Raw genomic sequence first — 19,730 nt, 5'->3', positions numbered from 1 at the left:
TCTGTTATTTATACTGCTACTGCACCTGTTCCTGAAGAGATGGATTCAACGGTATTTTCTTTTACTCTTGCGTTATATCCTTTTACAGATTCTCCTTTCAGTAGTTTACGAACTAAAATCAATCTGCGGTAATGTGTTTTTTCAAACCGCAATGCCAAAGTGTAAATCATTAGCATAATACTCGCAATTATAGAGTAGCCATATAATGTTTTGGATGCCGTTAACACAGCTTGTATTCTAGAACGCCCATATACCGCCAATCCTCCACCTCTATAAGGCGATAGACTTACTGCATCCAATTTGTCTGCAATGTTAACCAAACCTTGTACTTGTAACTTATAAAAGAGCCAAGAGTAAATGGCTCCAGCAAAGGCTACACTTACCATAGAACGCACTACAATTGCCAAAGATGCCACCGCCAATGTTTCCGCCATATCAAAACCATCCAATGTGTAAAACCAAATGCTTATAAAGAGAATCACCATACCCATTCCTCTTAAGATAGAAGGAACCATTAAATAATAGATATCTACTTCTGGACTGATTAAAAAGTACATCATTATAAAATGTGAGGTATAGAACAGCATACCAGAAATAATCAAAAATTTGGTAGGTAATCGTTTTGCATACCATTTGCGAGCATAGATAGCACCTAAAATTATACCGGGAACCATCGCATAATTCAATAAGTTATTTGTAAGTGAATTATACCTTAAAATTCCAACGGTAAAGGTATTTTGAATAGTTGCCGAGGCCAAAAACATTCCTAAACCCATCATCAATATAAGTCCTTGAATAAAGTTTTTCTTTTTAAATATGGTTAGTGGCATAAATGGTCGTTTCACACCTTTTTGCGTCCATAGAAAAACAGCGAAGGTGACAATAAACCCAATGGTAGCTCCTTGTATGTATGGTGAAGCAAACCAATCTTGTTGCTTTGCAAAAACGAACACATAGGTTAATAAAAAGAAAGAAACCACAAACAAAAGCATACTTAACAAGTCGATTTGATATAATGGCAACTTTCTCGAAAAGCGCAAATCGTGCATAAAAATGACCGATATTAACACCAAAACCAACATAATAATGGCCATTACTAGATATACCGACTCCCATTCTAAATTATAGGCGATTTTTGCAAATAGATAAGAACTTAATTGAGCGGTAGTAATGCTCAAAGGATAAAAAATGGTGTAGAATTTTGTACGGTCTCCATCTGGACTCAAAATAAACAGCAGCGGTAGCACAAATTCAATAATGGCAATAATCTTAAAAAAACCAATTACGAAGTTTGAAAATATAATAACATACGGGCTATCCGTAGTTGCAATAACCACAGAACACAACGCAATGATTGATAAACTGGTAATCATTAACTCCTTGCTTCTAAAACGCATTTTAAAACGTAATAAAAGGGGCAAGGCAGTACCCATACCTATAAAAGAGGCGTAGTTGGCAAAAGATAAGTACTCGGAATAGATTGCCAAATCGCTCATCATTTCACTAAAATTGGCAGTATAGATTCCGCCAACTATTAAAATAGGGAATAGATATGCCAGGATAAGCAATAACATTACGGGTTTTGGCACCCAATCTTTAAAAAGTCCTTGGTTGTACATATAATTAATCTACGGTAACATTTACATTCATTCCTACACGTAATAGTTTTAAATCTTCTGCATTATTTTCTTCTGAAAAATCAATGCGAACAGGAATACGCTGCTGTACCTTAACAAAATTCCCGGTTGAATTATCTACTGGAATGGTTGATAGTTTTGATCCTGTTGCTGCTGAAATTGAAGTAACAACACCTTTAAATTCCTTTCCTCCCAATGCATCTACTTCGATAGTCAATTCTTTACCCACCGCAATGTCTTCCATTTGTGTTTCGCGATAGTTGGCTATGACCCATTTTTTATCGTCTGTTACAATACTGGCTACTTGCTGACTTGGATTTAGTAATTGTCCTTCGTTTACCTTGCGTCTTCCCATAAAACCATCGTAAGGTGCAGTAATTATAGTGTAAGATAAATTCAGTTTTGCCAATTCTAATGCAGCTTCTGCCTGTTTTATACCAGCTTGACTCATTTCTATCCTACCGCCCATTTCACGAAGCGAGTAATTAACAGATTTTCGCTGTCCTAACAAGGCATCGTATTGTGCTTTGGCAGCATCGTACTTGGTTTTTATACCATCATATTGTTGTTGGGTAACCGCCTCTTCTTTTAACAAGTTTTTAAAACGCTCCAAGTCTTTAGCCGCATTTTCATAATTGGATTTTGCCCCAGCCATATTAGCTTCGATAATAGAGGTGTTGTTGGCAATAGTGTTTACGGAAGATTTGGTTGTTTTATCTCCTGCCAAGGCATTGAGATATGCAGCTTCTGCCTGCAATAATTTAGCTTTTATTTCACTATCATCCAAAATAACCAAGGTATCGCCTTTTTTTACTTTTTGGTTTTCTTCAAACCTAATTTCTTTTATGTAGGCTGAAACCCTTGTGTTTATGGGATTGATATAAGCTTCTACCTGGGCATCATTGGTAAAATTTTTATCCCCTATATGAAAGTAGTGCTTAACAACAAAAAGTAAGGCAACAAGTGCCGCTATAAAAACAAGTATATTGGTTACTAAAGCCAGCTTTTTGTTCTTGCCCGCTTTTTTTTCTATCTGTGTATTGTTATCTGACATTTTAATCGTTTTATAATGGTTATAGTTGTCCTACGGTTTTTAATATATTATAGTAGGCGTAAAGGATATTTATTTCTGAATTAACATATTGCAGCTCCGCATCTAACTTTGAGTTGCTGGCATCCAACATTTCGGTTATGAGCGCCAACTGGTTAAAATATTTTTTCTCGGTAATTCGATAATTTTCTTCAGCTAAATGTTTGCTCTCAAGGTAAGTTTCTCTTTGCGAAATGGCTTCGTTGTATTTTAAGTACGCTGCTTTGGTAGCCACCTGTAGGTTTTGCTGCGTTAAGGTTTTAGCTTCTTCTACTTGTTCCACTTTTAGCTTGTCCAAAGACTGTTTGCTTTTGTTTTTATACAATGATTCTATGTTGTATGTTAAAGAGACACCTACTTGCCAGTTGTTGAAATAGACATCGTTAATAGGAAAAGAATTTGTTAATGGGCGTTGCATATTGTAACCTGCAAAACCAGCCAATGTTGGCAATTTTTCAGCTTTGGTGATGTCCAAGCTAGTTTCTGCAAGGTCTTTCTGTATATCTATGGATTTTATTAAGGGATGGTTTGTTGTTGCTTCCTCTTTATAAACACCATAATCCTGTAATGTGGTATCTAATTGCAAGGTGTCATCCACAGGGATAATTTGCTCGTTTTCTGGCAATCCTAAAGCTACAGTAAGTTGATTGTTTAAAATGTCTATATTATTATTAATGGTAACAACGGCTTGGTTTAATGACGCCAAAAGCAAATCACCACGAATGACTTCATTACGCGTAACCATTCCTTGGTTATAAAAACTTGTAACATTATCGATACGTTTTTTCGCCAATTCTATATTATCTAAAAAAACTTGTTTTTGATTGTATAATTTGTACAAGTTTAAATAATTGGAAATCACCAAAAACTTAATTGACAATTCATCGTTTTCCACATTTAAACTTGCCAACTGCTCCTGTAGGGTACCAACCTTAATAGTATTGTTTATGGTTTTGCCCTTGTAAATCAATTGTTGTGTCTGCAATGAAAAGTTATTGCCAAAATGGGGCATATCAACAGTCATTAATTTTGAGAAATCGGTATCTAAAATGTTTATATCGCCCAAATACATAGCACTTGCCCCTAAAGAAATATTGGGCAGTTGAAGTTGTTTATAAACGTCGGTCTGTTGTTTGGCAATTTCCACCGATTTTTTTGACACTTTTAGCTTTTGATTGTTTTCCAAAGCCAATTGTACAATTTGGTCTATCGTATATTGTTTAGGAACAGCTTCTTGTGAAAAGCCAAAGCCATAAACAAATATTAGTAATAGGCTTACTGTTTGTTTTATATAATGCATAGATATTTTTAGTTATTTTAGTTCTTAACAAAAAGAACTTATTGGATAATTTTTTTTTAGTTTTCTTTCCACTTTATAATTGCTTCATCTATTTTTTGATTTAAAAAGTTCTGAAAATCAATGACCTCTTTTAGCTTGTTGTTAAATTCTACGTCGCTATTGCTTCGATGTTTTAAAACATCTTCCATTACATTGTTAAAATCATAAAGTTTTTTAGCATATTCCTCAACTCTTTTTCTCCAATTCTCTAAATCTAGATAGAAGTATCTTTTTCTATCACCACTAAATGTTTTATAGTTAATTGTACCATCTTGTATATGACTGTTTATTGCATTGCTAACAGCACTTTTACTTGCGTTTAAAAATTCTCTAATTTCATCAAATGTTTTATAAGAAGGTTCGGCCAATAACAAAAAACTAAATACTCTGCTTGCCATGGGTGTTTTTCCGAATTGCTCATAAACAACTCCAATATCTTCAACACGTTGTTTTAAATTATCCATATTGTATATTATTAAAGTGCAAATATATAAAGTTTTTTTAGTTCTGTAAATAGAGAACTAAAATAATTTTGAAATATCATTAAAAGATTGACATATCTGGTCATATTAAAAAATAAGTAAAAGCACTACTACTTTTACCTCTATATGACATTAAAGCATACTAGGGTGAAAATCTTCATTTTAATTACAAGTGATTATTTAACCTACCCAAAATAAGGCATTTGGTATTGCTTCAATTAATAATTGTAAAATTCAAGAAGTATGTATGTATCAAAAAGCAATGCTTAACTTTTAAAACTCTATTTGCATAATTTCAATACTATCTTCATCACTAGCTACTGGATTGTGGTAAAGGGTATAAAGTACGTTCCAAAAATTGCCATCTACGGCTGGACCATAACCAAACCCTTCAAAATGAGGTCCCAAACCTAATGCATGCCCAACCTCATGTATCACTAAATTTAGCGTGATTTCATTTTGGCATTCTGATGAGCCAATGTGCACGTAAAGAACGGTATTAATGCGACCAGTAGTTTCATAGAAAGGATCTTCAACTACACGGTATTTAATTACATAAGCACCATCATCCATGTCTTCTTGGTTTCCCACAATATAAACATAAGCACCAATAACTATTCCATTAGCATCATACAAACTGCTATTGTAAAGTGTGGTACAAATGGCATTACCAATAATATCATAGATTAACTCATCTTCTTGGGCTACAAGACCAATTACCAGGTTATTGTCATCAAAAATATAAGGTGTACCGTCTAATACTTTACCTACTGTATTGCCTTCCTCATCGTAAGCAGATTCTATAAACGGATAATCATAACCAATAATATTTCCATCATTGTCATATTCTAAATAAATATTTTCAGAAGAGGATTCTGTGTTTTCTCCGTAATAAGGATAACTAAATGTACCAACACCTTCTGATACATGACCACAATCTGTTGCTGGATTTGGTCCTGAAGCTGTACCTTCGCTAAAAATTATTCCTCTGGAAATTTGGTCGTTAGGTGTAAAGGCTATGCTTGTTCTGTCAAATAGGATAAAACCCAATTTATCTTCAATAGCATCTAAGGCTTCAACCTCAAAAGGTACATTGTCAAATTTTACAGGTATTAATCCATCATGATCTTTATCCCATCTTTTTAGTATGCCATCGGTTAATTCGGCATATCCACATCCTGTATCGTTAACATCATCTTGAAAATACCAAGGGAAAGCATAAGTACTCAAATTGGTTGTATTTATGTTTTGCATAATGCCAGCTTCTCCAACAATTTCGGTGTCTCCACCAGAATTATTGTTATTGTCGTTATTATCATCGTCACCACAAGAATTTAATGTTAAAATTAAGAGTAGTGTAGACCAAAGGTGTAGCGTTTTTGTTTTCATAGGTTTGTGTGTTTAGTTAACTTATATAAAGTTAGTTAATGAACGATTTTTAATATAAAATTTTAGTTAAGTTTTCATGTATTTATTTTTAAGGTTTATATTAGAGATTGGTATATTTTTATGATAATGATTAATCTCTATTTTTTAATATCGTTATTAATGTCAATCATTTCTCGTTTTATGTTTTTCATGAGCTAAGAGTAAAAATTCTATTGAACTATATTGAGTTACGAAATCTAATTTACTTTGTATAAGTTCTACCATAATAATATCGTATTAATGATTCTTTATACGCTTTTTTGAAGGTTTTTCATTAAACTCATTTAACGTTTCTAATCCTTTTACCGACACTAACCTATGCAAAAACAATGAATTTAAAAACTTAAGCGTATTTTGGTTTGTTCCTGGATTGTAGAAAAAACCATCCAAAAAAATGATTTTAGAAATATCATTAAAAGATTCACAAATTTCTTCTGTGTTTATATCCATTTTATAATACCCTTCTTGTTTACCCTTAATGATATTTTCTCTAAGAAAAGGTATTACTATAATATTTTTGTGTTTAACAACTTCTAAGAAAATTGTTGGATAGTATTTTTTTAATTCTTTGCCAAATGAAGCAGATATGTTAAAAGAAAGCTCATTTATATAATCAAAAAAAAGTATTAATTCTTGTAATGCATTTTTGCTTATTTGTTTGTTTTCAAAAATTTCTTTTTTTAGTTCTTTTATTTGTAATTCTATAACTTGACGCAACAAATCATCCTTATTTTCAAAATATTTATAAATTGTTTTTTTAGACACACCGCATTTTTTTGCAATATCATCCATTGTGATATGCTGGATTCCATAATTAAAAAACATATTGACTGCTTGTTCTAAAATCATTTTTTTTCTATTAAAAGCCATACTCTATTTTTTTGTTATGATAAATTTCCAATCCATCTCCTTTTATATTCATCTTTATATTTTCGTTTCCAACGTCTATGACTCCAGAGGTAGTTTTCGGGGTTTTTATATATTGACTCTTCTAATTTTTTGGCATAAAATTGTGTGATTAATCCAACTTGATATTGTTCTGAAAAATCAAAAAGAGGTGTTATAACAAATTTGTAATAACCTCTATCTAAACGAATAATGTTTGCAAAAAAGGAAGTGGTTTTATTTGATGCCGTATAAAGTTCAGCTCCACTTAAAAAGGCTGTTTTTTGGTTTAAAAAATTTGTCCAAAAACTTTTTATTGAAATTTTTGGGGTTTGGTCTGCAACTAAAACTAATACATGTGGATTGTCCTTGAATTTTTCAATCTCTCGTTTTAATTTTTTTGATGAAACCAATTTTGAACCAAATCGACTCCTCATTTGCTTCATTAAGCTATTAAACTTTTTATTTTTTATGGGTTTGTAAGCAACTATAACATTATCTTCTAATACACTTGAAATATGTAAATTCGCCCATTCCCAATTAAACTGATGCCCCAAATAAACATGACAATTTTTCTTTTGAGATATTATGTTTATTAATTCAGAATAATCTACAGAGATCCTGCTATGCAATTCTTCTTTTGATATCGACAAAAGTTTTAATGTCTCAATAAAATTATCGCAGAAATTTCTGTAAAATTTTTTCTCAATAATTAGCCTTTCTTTTTTGTTTAGACTGGTAAATGAATTCTTAATGTTTTCTGATACCGTTTTTCTACGATATTTTACAACATAATACAACAAATAATAACAGACATCTGATATCAGATACAACAGTCTTAACGGTAGAAGTGAAAACGCATATGATATTTTGTAAAGCATACGTTAGAGTTTAATTTAAAGGTGTATTACATTTATGAAGTATATTTTATGACTAAAACACTTGTTCTTAGAATATTCTAAAATGATATTTTTACTATTTCTCTTCATATTAAAAATTTAAAAAAGAATTTGTTTTGCTTGTATATAAATCATAACCAGTAAATAACAAAATGAGAAACTATTGCTACTACCAAACCTAATAAGAATGTATAGAGCGATATTCTAATAAGTTTGTTTTTTACCTGCAAGATTTGACCTTGATAGTAGAAATCTTTGATCATTGATGTGTACAGATAATCTTTGTCTTGTAATAATTGTAAGAAAGCCCATTCGAAATCACGATAATGCATGTTATGAAAGTTTCCGAAATAGAGTAAGTTTCCTTTTTTACTTCTTATATCTTCTTCGGTAAAGTTTCCTTGTGTTTTATTAGGTGTTATAGAAATAATAGCAAATGCTATGGATATTAAATTAGTTACCGCAAAAATGATTGAAGGAATATTTAAAACTACTTCATTAGAAGATTTACCTATAATACCTCCTAATATTAGAGATAGTATAATTGAGTTTATCGTAATCATTATACGTGCTTTTCCGTCAACCATCTTATTTAAGGTGTAATGGTTTCTTGAGGTATTTCTGAATAAAGTTTGAATGCCTCTATCATCTCTACCCTTAATTTTACCTATATCTTTTTTTAACTTTTTAATTTCTTGATCACTAATTTTTAACTCTTTTTGTAAAATTAAATTTGTATGATTTTTGTGATCCTTTCTTTCTTTTCTTAAAGATTTGTAAAGCTTATCTATTGATGGCTGTACATGGGTTTGACCAAAATGGGTAGTTGTCTTATAATTATCTAAAATACCAATAAGTGTATCGTACCAATTACTTTTAGATAGTTTAAAATCTTTTAAAATCATCTGCTCATACATTTTTTTTAACCTATCTCTTCCTTGACTGCCAGCAAAATCCATGATGTTAGCATCTGAAATGATTTTAAACTCTAATAATTTTGTTTCGTTAAAAGGAAATGATTCTATAATAATTGTCTTTACTCTATTTACAGTTTCACTATTTAATTTGAATTTTAATCTAAGACTATCTAATATTTCATTTATTGATGTTTCGCTGTCCTTAAAATTTAATGTATTAGCTTTTGTAGTGGCTTGTTCTATGTTTAACACATAATTAGCTAGGTATAAACAATCTATATCAATATTCTCAATTCTATCCTCTTTAATTATTGTGTTAATATTTTTTTCAATTCTATACACTCTACTAATTGTAGTGTATAAATTTTTATCAGATTCTTTATCTATAATTTCAAAAGTATAATCCTTAATGTTATTTACTATTTGAGATATGTTGGTATTTTCTTTCATAAGTTATATGTAATATTACACCTATGATTTATCCTTTTTCAACATTGAAATAACTATGTATATCCCTAGAAGTAATGAAATTGTAAAACCTAAAAAACCTAGAACAGGTATGTTGTAAATTTTAGGGGGCATGTCTGCTAATACTAGTATTGCAGAACCAATTGAAAGTGCTGCTAAAATTATTGCTATTACTAGACGATCTACTGTACTTGCAACTAACTCAATACCTTTTATCTTGTGCGATACTTCTATATCGTTCTCTTTAATTTTGTGAACTATAGATTGTATTTCATTAGGTAAATCCCCTAGAAGTTCTGAAACATTTTGTAGTCTTTTTATACCTTTAAAAAAGTTATATTTTGGGGAAAGTTTTTTTTGGATAACTTCAATAGCATATGGTTCTATTATTTGATAAACATTAATATTTGGGTTTAATTTTCTACCTATACCTTCAATTAATGCAATCCCTTTCATTAAAAGATAAACGTAATCAGGAAACTCTACTTCATTTTGTTTAAATATTTCTTTTAATTTTTTTATAATTAAGGTTAAATCAATTTTATTTAATGAAGACTCATCCACAATTTCAAAAATTTGATAAACATCTCGTTCTAATTGTTTTTGATTTTTTACAGAATATGATACCGCTATTTTTTTTAGCGTAGATATTAATTTTTTAGCATCCTTATTTATAAGATATTGTAAGAAATCTTCGATATGCTCGATATCTGAAGGCATTAACCTTCCCATAATACCAAAATCTATAAAAGAAATCTCTCCTTTGTATGTTACAAAAATGTTTCCTGGATGTGGGTCTGCATGAAAATAACCATTCTTTAATACTTGTTGCATATACATATCAAAGCCTACCATAGCTACTTGATTAGTATCAAACCCTTGATTTTCTAGTGAAGATATGTCCGTAATCTTAATGCCTTCTATAAATTCTAAACACAGAATATTATTATTAGACAAATGCTTAAATGTTTTATGCACATACAAGTTTTCATCTTCTTGAAAATCTTTTCTGAAACGTTCAATATTATCGAATTCTTGCAAGAATGAAAGTTCTGTATGGATTGATTTTTCAAACGTATGAACAATTTTATATAAATTTATCTTCTTACTTTCTGCATTATAGTTTTCGAGTATTTTGGCAAGGTCTTTCATTATTAAAAGATCTGCTTCTATTATTTCTTGAATTTTTTCTCTTTTTATTTTTAAGACTACTTTTTCTCCTGTTTTTAATTGCGCTTTAAAAACCTGGGATATTGAAGCTGTTGCAAAAGGTTTTTCATCTATAGATTCAAAAAAATCATCTGGGTTAATTTGTAATTCTTTACCTATTTTTTCTCTTACATTTATAAAATCTTCGCCAGCATTATTTTGAAGTTTTTTTAATTCTGCGGTAAGTTCTGAGGGTAATAAATCATCTCTATCACTAAATAATTGCCCTAATTTTATATAAGTTGGTCCCAAATCTGAAATAGCCATTCTAATACGTGCATAAACAGAAAGTGATTTTATTCTATCTATTTTTTCATTTGCATGAATAAATTTCTTAGGTATTATCTTGTCAATACTACTATGTGAAATAATATCTTCGAACCCATATTTTGAGAGTACCGAAGCTATTTTAATAGTTCTAGTTATTTTATTAGTATTATTTCCCATTATGATTTATATGTTTTGTTTTGCCTATTATAGATTTAACTTGAGCTTTGTGTTGTTTGTGAGACCTTATCTTTAAAAACCAAAGTGCGATGTGGAAACGGTATTTCTATACCTTCTTTATCAAAACGTTTCTTAACACTTTCGTAGAGGTCACATTTCATTGCAAATGCTTCTTCAAAATTGTTTGCCCAAGCCCAAGCTCTTAAAGTAACCTCAGAATCATTTAAACCAATAACACGTACCTTTACTTTTTTTTCATTATTATATTTATCTAATTTACTTCTATTGTCTATCAAATATGGATGGCTTTCACATTCTTCTCTTATGATATGTTTTGCCAAATCGATGTCGCTGTCATAAGAAATACCTATTTCAATCCATTGACAACACTTGCGTTCCCCTAAATCATAATTGACTAATTTTTCTTTGTTTATAATGGCATTAGGAATTACTATCATCTTATTTTCATAATCTCTAATTACAGTATGGCGCAATGTAATGTCGGTAACGGTACCTATCATAGTTTGATCTACCTTAATAATATCTCCTATCTTAAAAGGCTTAAACGAAACAATAAAAAAACCGCCTATAAGGTTTGCTAGTGCTTCTTGAGAAGCAACTCCAGCTATAATAGCAATAATACCTGCTCCACTTAAAACGGTTTGAGCTATATCTCTTAATGATGGAAAAGCTAGTATTGCTAATAATGTTCCAAGAAAGTAAACACAAACAATTGCTACATACCTTAAAAACTTATAACTTGTAGCATCTTGTTGTTGTGCTGTCTTTTCTTTTATTTTTTTAGAAAACCATAATTGCACAAAAGAGGCTATTACTAGGGTTAGCACTGCAATAACACCCAAATACAAGACAAGGAAAAAATTGGTTGTGGCCGTCTTATAATGTTCTTCATCGATAAAAATAAAAGCAAGAGCCATAATCCCTAAGACGATCCAAAGTGCATTTAAAATACGTTTGGTTAAATGGATTGTTTTTGGGTCTTCATTAGGGTATTTTTTAAGCGCTAGCTTTTCAAGTTTATTGTGCAATAATTTTGTTAAAAAACGTAAAAACACCACCACAGCAATTACGATAAACATATAAAAAATGGACTGCTTATAGTTGTTGTAAAATTCTATCATATGGTTTTGTTATTATGTCTTAGATAACTTCATAGAATTTTGAAGTTATTTTACTATTAATTTTTCTACTACATTTTCGCCGGTAATAAAATCTTTTCCTGAGAACAAAACATATTTAGCTTTTGTTTTTAGGGAAGTTGAACCTTCTTTAAGTTGAACAAACATGCTATCTAAGTATAGTTTACACTTGTTTATAGTTACATAAACTCTAGGTTTTTCTTTATCACTAAAAGTGAGATAGAATTTTAACTTTGATGATGCTGCCAAATGCATTTCTATAAGATTTGGCGCAATTAATTTCGTAATCATTCCGTAAGCAAATTGCTTTTGAATTTTATTCAATGGTTTTTTAGCACCGTCTTCTGTATAGACTATTCTATACTCATTAATTGGATTCTCAGTGCTAATAAAATCTCCTTCCATATTTGCATCATATACATAAGTATTATAGTTATTACTATGTTGTATATAAAAAAGTCTTGATGCTGTTTTTTCAGGTACCGGGTAATTTTCCTGTGAAAAGAGGATGGAATTAATAAAAAAGCAAAAGAAAAAAGAAAAAAAAGTTTTCATACAAAATTCTATTTGTTTGTTTTCAATAGAAAATAAATTAATCAAGGAAACGTAACAATTCATTCTTTTTTTCTTTAGCATAAACATACCCAGTCTGGTATATTTCATCTGCTTTTTTGAAATCGAAAATTCCATAGTCTCTAATACTTGGTGGTTCTATATATACATCGCATTTATATTTTTGAGTTTCTACAGAGTTGCCAATTGCTATTTGAACTGTTCTTTCAATAATTTGTTTATAACCTATTTTACCTTCTATGGTGTTTATGCGATTTACATTGACGCCAATAATTTTATCGACTTTACCTTCTAAAATATTTACAGGAAAATTATTTAAAATACCACCATCACTAAGGTAGATTCCTTCAAATAAAACAGGTTGAAAAACCAATGGTACACAACAAGAAGCTTTTACAGCTGTGGCTAATGAACCTTCATTAAAAATTTTTAATTTTCCGTTATTCAAATCTGTTGCTGTGATAAATAATGGAATTTCTAATGACTCCAACGTTTCCTGAGCAATATGTTTTTTAATTATATTCTCGAATATATCTGTTGAAAATAATCCTACACCTTGTCGTTTAAATAGGCTTGAATAATTAAAGAATTTTTCAGATTTTCCTATTTTAAAAATTTGTTTAGGCTCAAAGCCTGCTGCATAAAATGCTCCAACTAAAGCACCTGCGCTTGTACCAGAAATAACAGAAGGTTTTATGCCTAACTCTGTTAAATACTGTAACACGCCAAGATGTGCCATACCACGAATACCGCCTCCAGAAAGTGCTAAACCTAGTTTACTCATTTTATTATTTTAAAACAACCCTTGACGTTTTAATGACAAGGATTGTTTTTTATTATAGAGACTTAAACGCTTTTTTTAAATGTTTGTAAGATTGTGATACTTCTTTTTTAAAGTTGTCCAACTTTTCTGTAGCCTGTTCTTTTTCCTCATCAAGTTTTGAAGCAAATTCTTTGAATTTTTCGGTAGCTGCTTCCATACTATTCTTATATTCTTGTGTTAGTTCAACTTTTTTTCCTGATATGTTTTTTTCCAAAAGTTCTAGTTGTAACTTGGATTTTTGAGAAATAGCATTAAATAATTGATTTGTTCTTTTAGTTTGAGGGCTATTTTTAATACTTTTCTTCGCATCATTAATAGCATTAACAATATTTTTCTTTTGCGTTTCAAAAGCTTCTTTTGAATAAGTAGCATCTTCATCTAAGTGTTCTTCAATTTTTTCTAAATTGTTTTTTATAAACACCTCTGTTTCTTTAAGTTCGTGAGCTAGTTCAATTTTAACTTCATGAATATTTTTCTTTAAATCTGCTTTTGCCTTTTTAAATTCATCATTCATTTCTGCTTTACCAAGAGAAACTTGAACCGCTAAACGGTCTAATTCTTGTTGATCTTTTATTAGCTTTTCAGCTATTCTTACTCTAATTGGCTTTTTGTCTTTTGTTTCCATCTTATTTATTTTTTAGGTTGTTAATCTCTCTTTATTTAAAATCCCCAATTGCTTTTTTATACTTGGCTTCATTAATTCTGTAACTAGCCTTAGCATCAATAACGTCTGAATATGCTTGCTGCCAGAGCACTTGAGCTTCTAAAACATCTTTTCCTGTTACTGTTCCTGCATCAAAGCGATCTTGATTTAATCTTAAATTTTCGTCGGCTTGTTGCAATGATTTCTCTGTAATTTCAACTTTTTGTATTGCCTGTTGAAGCTCTAAATAGGCATTTTGAATTTGAAGTGACAATAATTCTTCGGTTTCTTCCAATTCTAATTTTTGTGCTTCGACTTTGAATTCTTGTTCCTTCACTTTTTTCTTTCTGCTTCCCCAATCAAATATGGGTATATTGACATTTAACAAACCGTAGTAAGAGGTTAAATCATTACTTCCATCTGTGAAATTAATTTGTTTGCCATTAGCATAGATTCCGCTTACATTAAGTCCAATTGTTGGCTTTCTGTCAGCTTCTAAAATTTTAGATTGTAACTCTTCAATTTCAACAGCTTTTTTAAGCATTTTTATTTCTGGTCTATTATCAATTGCTGTTGATTGTGAAACTTCATCTAATATAATAACATCATTACTAATAGTATCCTTTACTAAAAAATCTATGTTGGGCATACCTGTTAATTGTGCCATCTTCAGTTTTAGCAGTTTAAGCCCATCATTTGCCTTTGTTAAATCTAGTTCTGCTTGGTTTAACTGAACCTGTACACGTAAAACATCGTTTTTATATATAATACCGGCATTGTATGAGTTAGTTAAATCTTTTAATAATTCGGTTAATAACGCTTTATACTTATTAGCTAGCTCTACTTTGCTTTTTACATTTATTATTTGCCAATACGTTGTTTCAACATCTAAAAGCACTTCGCTATCTGTTAGTTCTTTTTGAGAGGTATACAAATCCACTGCTGTAGAACTCATTTGTTTAGCCGTGTTTATTTTACCACCCGCATAAATTACTTGAGTAACTCCTAAAGAGGCGTTTGCGAAAAACTCTGGCAGTAATGTATTTAATGGGTCTCCAACATGAACTCCCATACCACTTGCTTCTACGAAGGGTTTGTCTGATGCATAAACCGATGCCTTCGCAGCTTTGGCTGCTTCAATGGTCTTATCTGCTTTTTTAATTTTTTTATTATTAGATAAGGCCAATGATTTTGCTTCTTCTAAACTCAACAACCTATCTTGGGCTATAGCCTGGTGAAAAGTGGTGAAAACCAACAAAAAAACTATTGATAGCGTATATTTATATGTACTCATAATTTGTTTTAAGTTTTTCTAAAAGAACTATAGAAACTACTGCTTTATATAAAAAGAGGGATTATTGCTATTAATCTTTTAAAACAGTAGTACTATAGTATTCTTATTTATTTCTTGATTCGTTTTTTTAATTTATGCTTCATCACTTCTAATTTGCGAAGTGTTCTACTCTTCTTTTTAGGTTTATACAAGATGGTTTCAAATACTTCTGCATTAGGATGAGGATGTACTTCATCTGGTTGAGGATTAACAAATTTGTAATAGAGTATAGGTACTATAAATAAGGTTAATACCATAGAAACTATTAAACCAACTGCTAATACACTTCCTAAAGGTGCCCATAGCGGTGATTTACCCACTATCATTGGAACCACACCAATAGCTGCTGCTGCAGATGTTAAAAAGATTGGACGCATTCGTCTTTTACCTGAAGCTTTAGCTGCTGCTTTTACGGTATAACCGTGTTCTAATACCAATTCATCTGCATAATCCACCAAAATAATTCCGTTTCTTACTACGATACCAATTAGACTAATAATTCCCATAAAGGCCGTAAAACCAATTGGATTCCCTGTAAGTAACAGCCCCAAGAATGCTCCTAATAAACTCAACGGAAATGTTGCTAAAACAATTAATACTTTTGTAAAATCCTTAAATTGAAATAAAAGCACTAAAAAGATGAGTATTAAACTTATACCTAAAGAAGCCATCATGTGTGGTGCAGTTTCATTAGTGCTTTCGTACTCACCTCCATAGTTGATTGATATGCCTTCTGGTAATTGTAATGCATTAATTTTAGGCATAATGCCATTCTGTATTGTGGCAGCTTTTATGCCCAATTGCGCTTCAGCTCTAACCGTTAATGTTCTTAAACCATTTCTATGTGTAATAGCTCCTGTATGCCATTCAGGTGTAATGTCTGCCACTTCTCTTAAAGGCACTTTTGTACCAAATATTGTAGGTATGTTTAAAGCTCCTAAATCGTTAAAGTTTTCACGGTTTTCAGCATCAAAACGCAAAAGAATATCAATAGCTTTATCTCCTTCATATAGCGTAGAAACTGGATACCCTTTTAAGCCTGCTCCCAAAGTTTGCGAAACCATTGCATTTGTTACTCCTAAACGATTTGCCTTATCGTCATTTAAATTTACTTTTACTCCATAATAATCATCTTGATACGATGTTCTTACCCAGTTTGTACCTTTTGCTTCTTCTAAAATTGTTTTTACTTGCTCAGCTACTTGTTTTTGTTTAATTAAATCCTCACCTACAATTCTTACTTCAACAGGTGCCGGTGTTTCTTTCATTGAAAGTTGTCTTATACGTATATAACCATCTGGAACAAAACCTTCGAATTTTTTAATGTACTCATCTGCCAATTCTTGTGTGGCTTCTTTACCTGTTGTAGTTATAAATATTTGGGCAAAGTTTTTACGAGGAAATTCTGGTGCATACGTAGAATGAAATCTTGGGGAACTAGTTCCAACAAAACTTGCAACACCTAAAACTCTCTCATCTTTTTTTATTTCATTCTCAACACGTGTTACTACATCTTCCGTTTGTTTTAAATTTCCTCCATTAGGTAACCAAACTTCTATGTTAAACTGATTTCTTTCTGCAGTTGGAAACAATTCCTGCTCTAATCCCATTGCTACTAAAACTGCTAATACAACAGATAAAAAACCAATAAATAATGTTGCTTTTGGCCATCTAAAGCTATAATCTAGTGCATTGTTAAATACATGCTGCAACCTATCTAACATACTTTTTTTATCTCCATCACTTACCTTGTGTTTTAATCCTTTTTTTATAAAGACATAGCACATATATGGTGTTAACAATAATGCTACTAACAACGAAGCAAATAGTGCAACAGCAACAGCAATAGGTAAAGCTTGTATAAATTCCTTAGCTAAGCCATTTAAGAAAAAAGCTAATGGTAAGAAAGCAAAAATAATTGCCATGGTTGCTGTAAAAATTGGCACCATTAATTGAGTAGCACTTTGCCAAGCAGCTGTCCATCTATCTTCTCCTTCATCTAATTTTTCGATGTAATTATCTACAACTACAATGGCATTATCCACTACCATACCCAATACTATAATTAAGGCTGCTAATGTTACCTGATGAATCTCTATACCAATAACATTTAAAACTCCAAATGTTATAACAATAGCTATAGGACATGCCACTGCCGAAACTATTGCCACCCTGAATGGTAATAACAGAATTACCACAATAATTACTGCTACAATTGCAATAACAAATTCTAGCATAAAGTGGCTAATACTTCCTTTTACAACTGAAGGCTGATCTACAATAGTAGTAACTTGAACATCTTGAGGTAATTGTTTTTTTACTTCATTGATTTTTTCTGTTATTTTCTCTCCAAATTGGACGATGTTATTACCTGGTTGCATCTCTACAGTTAACATCATTACTTTTTGATCATCAACTTTAATAAAGCTTGACACTTCTTCGTAACGACGTTCAATAGATGCCACATCTTTTAAGCGAACCACTTTACCATCTGGACTACTATACACAATTTGATTACCTAAATCAGCTTCATTTTTATATTGATTTTTGGCAAAAACAGAGACCTCAGAATCTTCTAAAGTAATACCACCAGAATATCCAGTATTATTTTGCATTTGAATAACTTGAGCAATAGTTGAAAAATCGAAACCATACTGTTTCATTTTTTCGTCCTGTACCGTTACGTAAATCTGCTGTTTTTGTCCTCCATAACGTTTTATTTTTGATGTTTCGTTAATGGTTTTTAAACCATCTTCTAACTCATCTAAATACGTTTCAATTTCCGCATAACTACGTCCTGGTGCGGAAACTGTTATCATTTGTGCAACTACGTCTCCAAAGTCACTATTTACTATTGGGCCAATCATTCCTTGAGGAAGTGTGTAATTTTGCCTAAATGTGGTATTTAAACCATGTTGTAAAGTCGCCCAAAAACCATCAGTATCTTTTACATTTTCATTTAACTCAACTGTTACAATTACTTGTCCTTCTTTTGTTTCAGAAATTGTTTTTTCCTTTCTAACCTCCTCAAAACCAAATAAAAACTGTTCAATCTGATTGGTTAATTGTTGTTCTACCTGCAACTCGTCTGCGCCAGGAAATGCTGCTATTACCAAACCTTTACGAACCGTAATTTGTGGATCTTCACTTCGAGCCATAGTCGCTAAAGCATATATTCCCAAAATCATTAACAATATCGTAAGTACAATGGTTACCTGACGGTATTTCATTGCAGCCTCTATAAAGTTTATTTTTACTTTTTTCATCATCTTATTCAGTTCTTTTATAGAGACACTGTTTGCCCGTCTTTTAAATTTTTGTTTCCTGCGATTACAACCGAATCACCTATTGACAAGCCCTTGGTAACTATTACTTCATTTCCTTTAAAACCACCAAGAGACACCCTTTTTTTAATGGCTTTATTTTCCTTTATGACAAATACATATAGTATATTGTTAGCATCTCTTATAATACTTTCTGAAGGAACTGTAATAACATCTACAGTATTACCTGTATTGATTTTTATATTACTAATCATTCCTGGTAATAGTTTATCTTCCTTATTGTCAAGGCGAACTTTTACATTAAAAGTTCTGGTTACAGCATCTGCACTTGGATTTACAATAGCTACTTTACCATTAAAAGTTTCATTTAATGAAGAGATTTCAACTTTAGCGTCTGTACCTATTTTGAGTTTAGATATTTCAGATTCAGTAATAGAAGCCTTAGCATATACTTTATCTATTTTCATTACAGTAAAAGCAGGAACACCAGGTGCTGCTGTAGCACCTATTTCTGTCATTTTAGCTGTAATCATTCCAGAAAAAGGGGCATAAAGTTTAGTGTCTGCTAAATTTTTTGCTGCTAAATTTTTGTTTGCGTTTGCTTGGGCTACAGCCACTTTAACTGCAATAAAATCGCGTTCTGGCAAACTACCTTTTTGATATAAACTATTTAATCTTTTGAAGTTATCATTTGCTTGTTCTAAACCAGCATTTGCTATATCAAATGCATTTTTATAAGTAGTTTGGTCTATTGAGGCTAGTAACTGCCCTTTTTTTACTTTTTGACCCTCTTGCACATAAACTTTTGAAATTCTGCCAGGAACTGAGAAACCTAAAGATACTGTATTGTCTGCTTCAATGGTTCCACTATATGTTAGGGATTCTTTTTCTTCTTTTGACTGAATATTTTTAACAGTGACCTTGGGAATCACAACTTCTTTTACAGTTTCCTTTTTTTCTGAACAACCTACTAATAAGAAAGCTAAAGTTGTTAAGGTGATAATTTGCTTCATAAATTCAATGATGTAAGAGTTATTTAATTAAAATTTTACTCCACAAAATTGCATCAAATCGCAAAATTCCGAAAGGTCTAAAAATAGCTGTTTTTGGTCT

General features: G+C 31.1%; 16 protein-coding genes. All 16 read right to left on the bottom strand.

Annotation, left to right across the window (positions count from 1 at the left end; translation table 11 throughout):
- Positions 1-8 precede the first annotated feature (8 nt).
- The 16 genes from AC2H4K_RS13975 to AC2H4K_RS13900 all read right to left on the bottom strand — a co-directional run bounded on the left by AC2H4K_RS13975 (position 9) and on the right by AC2H4K_RS13900 (position 19,630).
- Complete coding sequence (locus AC2H4K_RS13975; RefSeq protein WP_281139934.1) at positions 9-1,619, bottom strand: MFS transporter; 1,611 nt, start codon at positions 1,617-1,619, stop codon at positions 9-11.
- A gap of 4 nt (positions 1,620-1,623) precedes the next feature.
- On the bottom strand, positions 1,624-2,691 hold the full coding sequence (locus tag AC2H4K_RS13970) for an HlyD family secretion protein (RefSeq protein WP_281139935.1): 1,068 nt from the start codon (positions 2,689-2,691) through the stop codon (positions 1,624-1,626).
- Between the two features lie 19 nt (positions 2,692-2,710).
- The gene (locus AC2H4K_RS13965) at positions 2,711-4,027 is read right to left on the bottom strand and encodes a TolC family protein (protein WP_281139936.1); all 1,317 of its coding nucleotides are present in this window, start codon (positions 4,025-4,027) and stop codon (positions 2,711-2,713) included.
- A gap of 56 nt (positions 4,028-4,083) precedes the next feature.
- A complete protein-coding gene (locus tag AC2H4K_RS13960; protein WP_281139937.1) occupies positions 4,084-4,530 on the bottom strand; it encodes a GbsR/MarR family transcriptional regulator in 447 nt (148 codons plus the stop codon).
- A 291-nt stretch (positions 4,531-4,821) separates the two neighbouring features.
- Positions 4,822-5,937, bottom strand: a complete 1,116-nt coding sequence (locus AC2H4K_RS13955) for a hypothetical protein (protein WP_281139938.1) — start codon at positions 5,935-5,937, stop codon at positions 4,822-4,824.
- A gap of 276 nt (positions 5,938-6,213) precedes the next feature.
- The gene (locus AC2H4K_RS13950) at positions 6,214-6,846 is read right to left on the bottom strand and encodes a TetR/AcrR family transcriptional regulator (protein WP_493742512.1); all 633 of its coding nucleotides are present in this window, start codon (positions 6,844-6,846) and stop codon (positions 6,214-6,216) included.
- Between the two features lie 14 nt (positions 6,847-6,860).
- The gene (locus AC2H4K_RS13945) at positions 6,861-7,742 is read right to left on the bottom strand and encodes a lysophospholipid acyltransferase family protein (RefSeq protein WP_431134914.1); all 882 of its coding nucleotides are present in this window, start codon (positions 7,740-7,742) and stop codon (positions 6,861-6,863) included.
- Between the two features lie 149 nt (positions 7,743-7,891).
- Positions 7,892-9,127 carry a Pycsar system effector family protein gene (locus AC2H4K_RS13940; protein WP_493742511.1) on the bottom strand — a complete coding sequence of 412 codons (1,236 nt, stop codon included), beginning with the start codon at positions 9,125-9,127 and terminating at the stop codon, positions 7,892-7,894.
- 21 nt (positions 9,128-9,148) lie between these two features.
- Positions 9,149-10,801: an ABC1 kinase family protein gene (locus AC2H4K_RS13935; RefSeq protein WP_431134918.1), complete on the bottom strand. Its 1,653-nt coding sequence runs from the start codon at positions 10,799-10,801 to the stop codon at positions 9,149-9,151.
- A 35-nt stretch (positions 10,802-10,836) separates the two neighbouring features.
- Positions 10,837-11,943 (bottom strand): mechanosensitive ion channel family protein, encoded by a 1,107-nt coding sequence (locus AC2H4K_RS13930; protein WP_493742510.1) that lies wholly within the window; start codon positions 11,941-11,943, stop codon positions 10,837-10,839.
- Between the two features lie 45 nt (positions 11,944-11,988).
- Complete coding sequence (locus tag AC2H4K_RS13925) at positions 11,989-12,516, bottom strand: DUF4833 domain-containing protein (RefSeq protein ID WP_036124034.1); 528 nt, start codon at positions 12,514-12,516, stop codon at positions 11,989-11,991.
- A 37-nt stretch (positions 12,517-12,553) separates the two neighbouring features.
- Positions 12,554-13,318, bottom strand: coding sequence for a patatin-like phospholipase family protein (locus AC2H4K_RS13920; protein WP_036124035.1), 765 nt, complete (start codon positions 13,316-13,318; stop codon positions 12,554-12,556).
- A 52-nt stretch (positions 13,319-13,370) separates the two neighbouring features.
- On the bottom strand, positions 13,371-13,982 hold the full coding sequence (locus tag AC2H4K_RS13915) for a hypothetical protein (protein WP_493742509.1): 612 nt from the start codon (positions 13,980-13,982) through the stop codon (positions 13,371-13,373).
- Between the two features lie 31 nt (positions 13,983-14,013).
- Positions 14,014-15,294, bottom strand: a complete 1,281-nt coding sequence (locus AC2H4K_RS13910; protein WP_493742508.1) for a TolC family protein — start codon at positions 15,292-15,294, stop codon at positions 14,014-14,016.
- A 107-nt stretch (positions 15,295-15,401) separates the two neighbouring features.
- Positions 15,402-18,602, bottom strand: coding sequence for an efflux RND transporter permease subunit (locus AC2H4K_RS13905; RefSeq protein ID WP_493742507.1), 3,201 nt, complete (start codon positions 18,600-18,602; stop codon positions 15,402-15,404).
- A gap of 14 nt (positions 18,603-18,616) precedes the next feature.
- Complete coding sequence (locus AC2H4K_RS13900; RefSeq protein ID WP_493742506.1) at positions 18,617-19,630, bottom strand: efflux RND transporter periplasmic adaptor subunit; 1,014 nt, start codon at positions 19,628-19,630, stop codon at positions 18,617-18,619.
- Between the last annotated feature and the right edge of the window lie 100 nt (positions 19,631-19,730).

It is taken from the genome of Winogradskyella sp. 266wxhm, from assembly GCF_058964685.1.
This window is presented reverse-complemented; position numbering and strand designations above follow the sequence as displayed.